Annotated in this window: 7 protein-coding genes; all 7 read right to left on the bottom strand. The window is 64.8% G+C overall.

All coding sequences use genetic code 11. From position 1 onward, the window contains the following. Positions 1-352: 352 nt before the first annotated feature. The 7 genes from F8R15_RS02750 to F8R15_RS02720 all read right to left on the bottom strand — a co-directional run bounded on the left by F8R15_RS02750 (position 353) and on the right by F8R15_RS02720 (position 7,556). The gene (locus tag F8R15_RS02750; RefSeq protein ID WP_232621712.1) at positions 353-1,360 is read right to left on the bottom strand and encodes an ABC transporter permease; all 1,008 of its coding nucleotides are present in this window, start codon (positions 1,358-1,360) and stop codon (positions 353-355) included. After that, complete coding sequence (locus F8R15_RS02745) at positions 1,357-2,883, bottom strand: sugar ABC transporter ATP-binding protein (protein WP_152843361.1); 1,527 nt, start codon at positions 2,881-2,883, stop codon at positions 1,357-1,359. The genes F8R15_RS02750 and F8R15_RS02745 overlap by 4 nt, the downstream gene beginning before the upstream one ends. A 65-nt stretch (positions 2,884-2,948) precedes the next feature. After that, positions 2,949-4,019, bottom strand: a complete 1,071-nt coding sequence (gene torT, locus F8R15_RS02740; RefSeq protein WP_078545607.1) for a TMAO reductase system periplasmic protein TorT — start codon at positions 4,017-4,019, stop codon at positions 2,949-2,951. An 82-nt stretch (positions 4,020-4,101) separates the two neighbouring features. Then, positions 4,102-5,070 carry a biotin-dependent carboxyltransferase family protein gene (locus F8R15_RS02735; protein ID WP_078540025.1) on the bottom strand — a complete coding sequence of 323 codons (969 nt, stop codon included), beginning with the start codon at positions 5,068-5,070 and terminating at the stop codon, positions 4,102-4,104. Next, positions 5,060-5,935, bottom strand: coding sequence for an allophanate hydrolase subunit 1 (locus F8R15_RS02730; protein ID WP_078540024.1), 876 nt, complete (start codon positions 5,933-5,935; stop codon positions 5,060-5,062). Before F8R15_RS02730 ends, F8R15_RS02735 begins: the two co-directional genes overlap by 11 nt. A gap of 9 nt (positions 5,936-5,944) precedes the next feature. Then, a complete protein-coding gene (locus F8R15_RS02725; RefSeq protein ID WP_152843359.1) occupies positions 5,945-7,318 on the bottom strand; it encodes an acetyl-CoA carboxylase biotin carboxylase subunit in 1,374 nt (457 codons plus the stop codon). Positions 7,319-7,322: 4 nt separating this feature from the next. Then, on the bottom strand, positions 7,323-7,556 hold the full coding sequence (locus F8R15_RS02720) for an acetyl-CoA carboxylase (protein ID WP_083078602.1): 234 nt from the start codon (positions 7,554-7,556) through the stop codon (positions 7,323-7,325). Positions 7,557-7,564 lie beyond the last annotated feature (8 nt).

The following is a 7,564-nucleotide window of genomic DNA, read 5'->3' as shown; positions in this document are numbered from 1 at the left end:
CTGGTAGACGTGTGGTCCTCACCAACTACCCGCTTCCCGCATCGCGTTGACGAAACCTGCGCCCAGCCCTCATACATGGCTCTCGGACGAAAGTGGTTCAGGAGAACGCCCGTTGACGCAGGATCTGGTGATCGCGGAATGAAGAAGTCTTCGGGCGAAGACGAATTGGCTACATGGCTGCGCGCCTATCTCGAGGCGGGAAGGCCGGGGGACCGCTTGCCGACGATGCGCGAACTGATGAAGCGGTTCGGGGTTGCGCAACGAATGTCGGCTTCGTTCCATCTCGCTTCGACCGAACGAAAAGACAAAAGCCGGGTGGCGCAAGACGCGCGCACCCGGCCAGGTTGGCCTCTTAGCCCTTCACGATCATCCGGTAACGTAGCTGGTCGAAGATCACGGCGCAGATGAGCAACAGACCGATGAGCACCATCTGCATGTAGGAGCTGACCTGCGCGAGGTTCATCCCGTTTTGCATCAGGATGATGAAGAAGGCGCCCAGCACCACGTTCTCAACCCGGCCGATCCCGCCGCGCAGCGAGACCCCGGCGATGACGCAGGCCGCGATGCTCTCCATTGCGATGGTGCCGCCGAGGTTCGCATCGCCGCTCTCGACGCGCGCGGTCAGCAGCAGGCCGGTCAGGGCGGCGATCACCGCGCAAAGCCCATAGACGAGGATCAGCGTGCCGCGGGTGTTGATCGCCGACAGATGGGCCGCCTTGATGTTGCCGCCGACGGCATAGATCCGGGCGCCGACGCGGGTGCGGGCCATCAGCACCCACATCACGATGATGGCGATCACGGCGATCACCACGGGCACGGGCACCCCGAACACCCTACCGAAGCCGAACGTGTCACCGAAGGCGAAGGGCAGGCCCGAAACCGGCACGCCCCCGGTCAGGAACAGCGCAAGCCCGGTGCCGACAGACGAGACACCCAGCGTCATGATGAAGGGCGAGACGTCGAACAGCGCGACGCCGATCCCGTTCACCGCGCCCACGATCAGCGCGACCGCGAAGCCTGCGAAGGCCCCGATCAGGATCACGAGCCAGATCGCATCGGGGAAGATCTGCGCAGCCCATGTCATCGCCAGCGCCGAGACGACGGAGCTGAGCGCGATCACCGTGCCCACAGAGAGGTCGAAGCCCCCCGAGATCAGCACCAGCATCTGGCCCAGCGAAACCAGCACCAGATAGACAGATTGCCGTGCCACGTTGATCAGGTTCTGCGGCGACAGGAAGTTCGGCGCGGCGAGGGTGAAGATCACGACGGCCGCGATGAGGAAGAACGGCAGCACGCCGAGCTTGATGAAGATACGCAGCGGCAGCGCCGCCAGCGAAGGCTTGGAATTGGCCTGCATCATGCGGGGCTTCCTTCTGTGTCTTTTTGTGTCTGTTGGGTGGCGCCGGGCTGGTCGAAGAAATAGCGCAGGACGATGTCCTCGCGCAGATCCTCGCGCGGCAGCTCGGCGGTGATCTTGCCATTGGCGAGCACAATGGCGCGGTGGGCGAGGTTCATCACCTCTGGCAGATCCGACGAGATCACCACCACGGCTTTCCCCGCCTCGGCCAGCTCCGCGATCAGCCGGTAGAGCGCCGCGCGGGTGCCCATGTCGACGCCCACGGTCGGCTCGTCGAAGATGTAGAGATCGGCCTCATGCCCGAAAGCCTTGCCGAACAGCACCTTCTGCTGATTGCCGCCCGAGAGCTTGCCGACGACGCGGCTGCGGTAGCTCTCATGCAGTTCGACATGGCCGAAGATTTCCGCCGCGCGGGTACTCAGTTGACGCGAGCGCAGCAGCGGGCCGCCCTCGGCCATCAAATCCATCACCAGATTGCCGCGGGGCGTCTCGGCGAGGATCAGGCCCTCATGCTTGCGGTCGGGCGAGAGATACCACGCGCCCGCCTTCACCAGCTTGCGGGTCTGTGCGCCGGTGACGTCCCGGCCCTTGAAGCGGACCTGCCCGGCATGGGTCGCGTTGAGCCCCATCACCGAGCGGAACAGTCGCGACTTGCCCGAGCCCACGAGGCCCGCGACGCCCAGCACCTCGCCCCGGCGCACCTCGAAGGAGGCATGATCGATACCGGGAGCGCTGAGGTTTTGCACGTCGAGGACGACTTCGCCGGGCGTATGGGTGATCGTCGGGTAGATGTCGCGGATCTCGCGCCCGGCCATCATGTCCACGAGCGACTGCTCGGTCATCTCGGCCATCGGCGCGGTGCCGATATGCGCGCCGTCGCGCAGCACGGTCACACGTTCGGCGATGCGCTCGAATTCATGCACGCGGTGCGAGATATAGATGATCCCCACACCTTCGGATTTGAGCCGCCCGATCACCTCGAACAGCTGATCGACCTCGCGATCGGTCAGCGAGGCGGTGGGCTCGTCGAGGATCAGGACCGACAGATCGCCCTGCATCGCCTTGGCGATCTCGACCATCTGCTGTTGCGCCCGCGACAGGCGCGCCACGGTCAGGTCCGGGTCGATGTCGAAGTTCAGATCGGTCAGGATCTGCTTCGCCCGCTGGCGCATCGCGCGCGGCGACAGGAAGGGGCCGACACCCGGCTCGTGGCCCAGAAACATGTTCTGCGCCACGCTCATCGTCGGGATCAGCGAGAATTCTTGAAAAACGGTATGGATGCCTTTGGCCTGCGCATCGGCCACCGAGGCGAACTCGACCGGCTCGCCGCGCATCTCGATCGTGCCGGAGGTCGGGGTATTGGCGCCCGCCAGCAGCGAGATCATCGTCGATTTCCCCGCGCCGTTCTCACCGAACAGCACATGCAGCTCACCCGCATAGAGGTCGAAATCGACGGCATCGAGGGCGAGGACGCCCGGATAGGCTTTGCTCAGCCCATGCGCCTGTAGAAGCGGTTTGCTCGTCATTTGCTGTCTCCCAGGGCAGGAATTGGCGGCGCCGGCGGAAGGGGGAGGGCCGGCGCCGCGCGTCGTCAGTTCACCGAGAAGACCGGCTGGAAGCCGTCCGGGGGCAGCACCGCGGAACGCGGCGTGTCTTCGATATTGTCCTTGGTGATGACGAAGATCTTCGGACCGACATGTTTGACGTAGTCCTTGCCTTCGAGGATCCGCACCGCCTGATCGACTGCGATCCGACCCTGGATGACCATCGAGTCCGCCGGGGCCGCCTCGATGAAGCCGCGCTGGATGCCGCTATAGACACCGGGCGTCAGGTAGAAGGCGAGGTTGCCGACCTTGTCTGTCAGGCCGCGCTCGCGCAGCAGGCCCTGTGCCACTTCCGCGGTCACCGCCGTGCCCGCGATGTAGCTCACTTCCGGGTTCGCCTGCAGCACATCTTCGACGAGCTTGAGCTGGGCTTCCTTGCCGGTATCGCCATAGCGCGGCTCGAGCACTTTCACGGCCGAGCCTTTCACGGCTTCCATGAAGCCCTTGTTCGCGGCTTCGACCCAACCGGCGCCTGCTGGACCCGGGAACCAGCCGACGGTCACTTCGTCGCTGCCCTCGGGGTGCTTCTGCGCGAGGTAGGAGCCGATTTCTTTGCCCATCGTCTCGAAGGAGACGAGCGACTTGGCCGCGAGGTCGGGCGAGGACATGCCGTTGACGAGGTCGATGACCGGGATGTCCTTGTCGGCCAGTTCCTTCACGACCGAGTTCAGGCCGTCATAGGAGATCGCCCCGATGATGACCGCCTGCGCGCCACCGGCGGCACAGTCCTCGATCTGGCTGATCTGCTTGGCGAGGTTGGTGTAGCCACCGGCCTCGACCACGTTCAGGCTGACGCCTTCACGCTTGGCTTCTTCGGTCACGCCGTAATCGACACCCAGCCAGTAGGCGTCTTTCATATGCGGGAAGGAGACGCAGATCTTGTAATCCTTGTCGGCCTTGGCCAGCGCCTCATATTCGATGGGCTGTGCGGTGCCATCGGCGGAGAAGGCCGGGACGACCTCTTCGGCGGGGTAGGGGAACCACGCATCCTCGGCCATGGCCGGGAGCGCGGCACACGTAGCGCCCAGAAGCGCGACGGATGTCAGGACATGTTTCATTGTTCAGAGACCTCTCTGTTGCTTGGTTTGATCGCGGGTTGTCCCCGCTTGTGGAATAACGTCGGCGCGGGGCGCCCGGGATTTACCCGAGCGCGGCGCGGATCTTGTCGAGCCGTTCGCGGCGTGCGGTGCGCGCGGCCAGTGCCTGTTCCATGGTCACTTCGACGAAGCGCACCTTGGTGTTGGGTTGCAGCTGCCCGATCAGGTCCATATCGGCCGAGATCACCGCGCCGAGGGTGAAATACCCCCCGCCCGAGACCGCGTCGCGATGGAGCACGATGGGCTCCTGTCCGCCCGGCACCTGGATCGAGCCGTAGGAATAGCAGCCATCGACGATGTTCGACGGGTCGGAGCCCGCGCCGAAGGGCTGTTCACGCTCGACGAATTCCATCGGCGCGCCACCGCGGAAGCGATAGCCCATCCGGTCCGCCTCGGGGGCGACGGTCCATTCATCGGCGAAGAACTGCGCCTGCGAGGCCGGGGTCAGCCGGTGCCAGTAGAGGCCCGGGAGAACCCGCAGGCTGACCGGCGTCTCGACCGGGGCGAGCAGCGCCTTGTCGAGCGTGCGCTCGGTCATGTCCTTGGACTTGCCGACCGGGATCACGTCATCCGCCGCAATGGCGCGGCCCTCGACCCCGCCAAGTGCGCCGATCGGATAGGTCGAGCGCGAGCCGAGCGCGCTCGGCGTGTCGATCCCGCCGCCGAAAGCGATGTAGATGCGCGCGCCGGATTTCAGGAAGCCGAAGCTCAGCGTCTGGCCCGCCTTCACGACGAAGGAGGACCAGCTTTCGCGCGGCTCGCCATCGACCATGATCGGCATCTCGCCCCCGGTGACGGCCACGAGCGTGTCATCCTCGAACGTCAGTTCCGGGCCCATGAAGACGGCTTCCAGACCGGCCTCGGCCTCGTCATTGCCGACCAGCATGTTGGCGACCCGCATCGCGAAGCGATCCATAGCGCCGCCTTCGGGAATGCCGAGATGGAAATAGCCCGGACGACCAAGATCCTGGATCGTCGTCGACAGGCCGGGTTTGACAACCTTAAACGCCATTGAGGGCCTCCATCAGTTTCGCATTGGTGCCCGCCATATCGGCGTTGAACGCTTCGAGATCGAAGGTCACTTCGGCAATGCGGGGGGTATAGGTGCCGTCTTTCACGGCGGCCTCGATCCGGTCGAACTCGGCGCGGTCGATCGGTTTCCACTTCACGATGTCGCCGGGTTTGAAGAAGACCATGAAGTCTTGCAGATAGGAGACGGTCTGGGTCGGATCGAAGATCGTCATCGGGGTGATGCCGAACATCTGGTAGCCGCCCGCGCCGCGCACCGAGTAGATGCAGCCGAAGCAGCCGCCGATACCGACCGTGTGCTTGGGCGTATCGGTCCGGGGGCGCAGGTATTTCGGCACCTCGATCTGCTTCTCGCGCTCGACGAGTTGGTAAAGGAAGGGCAAACCCGCCACGAAACCCACCATCGAGACGAACCACGGCTGCGAGTGATAGGCCTCGATGAAGGCCTCCACGCTGTCATAGCCGTTGATCCGTGCGGCATATTCGAGATCGGTCGCCTCCGGGTCCTGATGGCGTTCGCGGAACCGCATCAGGGTCTCGTGGGTCCAGGGATCTTGGAAATAGACCGGGACTTCGACGATCCTCGTGTCGAGGCGCTTCTCGCCGGCCTCGGCCTTGTGCTCGAGCTCCTTGATCCGCGCCATCATCTCGTCGGGCGAGATCACGTCGGGGTTGAAGCGCACTTCAAAGCTGGCATTGGCGGGGCAGATCTCGGTCACGCCGGGAATGTTCGCCTCGGCCACGGCGTTGCGCAGCGACAGTGCTACGAAGAAGGCTTCGAGCGACATCTCCTCGTCGACCTCGACATAGACGTGCTCGTCGCCGCCAAAGGAATACCTTGTCTTCATGGGGATCTCCTATGCTGCGTCGGTTGCGGTGAGGTTGCCGGCATCGAGCCAGGGCTCGAGCCATTGCGTATGGAAGTCGCCGGCGCGCACGCCCGGATCGGCGGCGAGCGCCAGATGCAGGGGCGTGGTGGTCTTCAGACCGCCGATTTCCAGGTCTTTCAGCGTCTCGGCCATCAGGTCGATCGCGGCCTCGCGGGTCGGCGCATGAACGATCATCTTGCCCAGAAGCGAGTCATAGAAGGGCGGGATCTGATAGCCCTCATAGAGAAAGTGATCGAAGCGCAGACCTTCGCCTTCGGGGATCGACAGCGAGGCCACCTTGCCGGGGAAGGGCAGGAACTGCATCAGCGGGTCCTCGGCATTGAGCCGCACCTCAATCGCATGGCCCGTGCAGGTGATCTGATCTTGCGTGACGGGCAGCGTCTCGCCGCCCGCGATGCGCAGCATTATCGCGACCAGATCGAGCCCGGTGATCATCTCGGTCACGGGATGTTCGACCTGAATGCGGGTGTTCATCTCGATGAAGTAGAACTCATCGGCGGCCGCATCATAGAGATATTCGATCGTGCCCGCGCCGCGGTAGTTCACGGCTTCGGCCAGCGCGACCGCCGCGTTGCACATCGCCTCGCGGGTGGCGTCCGGCAGGCCAAAGGCCGGGGCTTCTTCCCAGACCTTCTGGCGGCGGCGCTGCAGCGAGCATTCGCGCTCGTAGCAATGGACCGCAGCCCCCGTGCCGTCACCGAGGATCTGCACCTCGATATGGCGCGGATTGACGATCACCTTTTCCAGATAGAGACCACCGTCGCCGAAGGCCGCTTCGGCCTCGGCGCGGGCCTGCGGGGCGAGACGGGCCAGCTCGGCCGCGTCCTGAGCGATCCGGATGCCGCGCCCACCGCCACCGGCGGCGGCCTTGATCATCACCGGGTAGCCGATCTCGTCCGCCACGCTCAGCGCCTCGTCCGCCGAGATGCGCCCGTCAGAGCCGGGCACCGTCGGCACGCCCGCCTCTTTCGCGGCGATCCGGGCGGCGACCTTGTCGCCCATCCGCTCGATCGTCTCGGGTTTGGGGCCGACGAAGATCATCCCGGCGTCTTCCACGGCGCGGGCGAAATCGGCGTTCTCGGCCAGAAACCCGTAGCCCGGATGGACCGCATTGGCGCCCGCGTCTTTCGCGGCCGCCACGACGGCAGAGATGTTCAGGTAGGATTTCGCAGCCGGGGCAGGCCCGACGCAGACCGCCTCATCGGCGAGCCGGACCGCCAGCATCTCGGCATCGGCCTCGGAATAGGCCTGCACCGTCTTGATGCCGAGCGATTGCGCGGCGCGGATGATCCGCACGGCGATCTCGCCCCGGTTTGCAATGAAGAGAGTTTCGATCGCCATTGGATCAGCCCATCTTCGCGAGCACATCGCCCGCCGAAACCGGCGTCGCATCCGCCGCGGCATAGTCCGAGAAGGTGCCCGCAGCCTCGGCCTTCACCTCGATGAAGGTCTTCATCACCTCGATCAGCCCGATCGTGTCGCCGACCGCGACCGCGTCGCCCGCGGATTTGAACGGGGCCGAATTGGGGTCGGGCTTGTGGTAGAAAGTTCCGGGAAGCGGGGAAACGATATCCGTCATGGCTCTCT

Origin of the sequence: Thioclava sp. JE_KL1, from assembly GCF_009296265.1 — a bacterium.
Classification (GTDB): Bacteria; Pseudomonadota; Alphaproteobacteria; order Rhodobacterales; family Rhodobacteraceae; genus Thioclava.
The sequence above is the reverse complement of the archived record's forward strand: the minus strand, read 5'-3'. Positions and strand labels throughout refer to the sequence as shown.

Bases quoted from the DNA above. Each gene is read 5' to 3' on its own strand.
- F8R15_RS02750 (WP_232621712.1), bottom strand. From the start codon at position 1,360: ATGATGCAGGCCAATTCCAAGCCTTCGCTGGCGGCGCTGCCGCTGCGT.
- F8R15_RS02745 (WP_152843361.1), bottom strand. From the start codon at position 2,883: ATGACGAGCAAACCGCTTCTACAGGCGCATGGGCTGAGCAAAGCCTAT.
- torT (WP_078545607.1), bottom strand. From the start codon at position 4,019: ATGAAACATGTCCTGACATCCGTCGCGCTTCTGGGCGCTACGTGTGCC.
- F8R15_RS02735 (WP_078540025.1), bottom strand. From the start codon at position 5,070: ATGGCGTTTAAGGTTGTCAAACCCGGCCTGTCGACGACGATCCAGGAT.
- F8R15_RS02730 (WP_078540024.1), bottom strand. From the start codon at position 5,935: ATGAAGACAAGGTATTCCTTTGGCGGCGACGAGCACGTCTATGTCGAG.
- F8R15_RS02725 (WP_152843359.1), bottom strand. From the start codon at position 7,318: ATGGCGATCGAAACTCTCTTCATTGCAAACCGGGGCGAGATCGCCGTG.
- F8R15_RS02720 (WP_083078602.1), bottom strand. From the start codon at position 7,556: ATGACGGATATCGTTTCCCCGCTTCCCGGAACTTTCTACCACAAGCCC.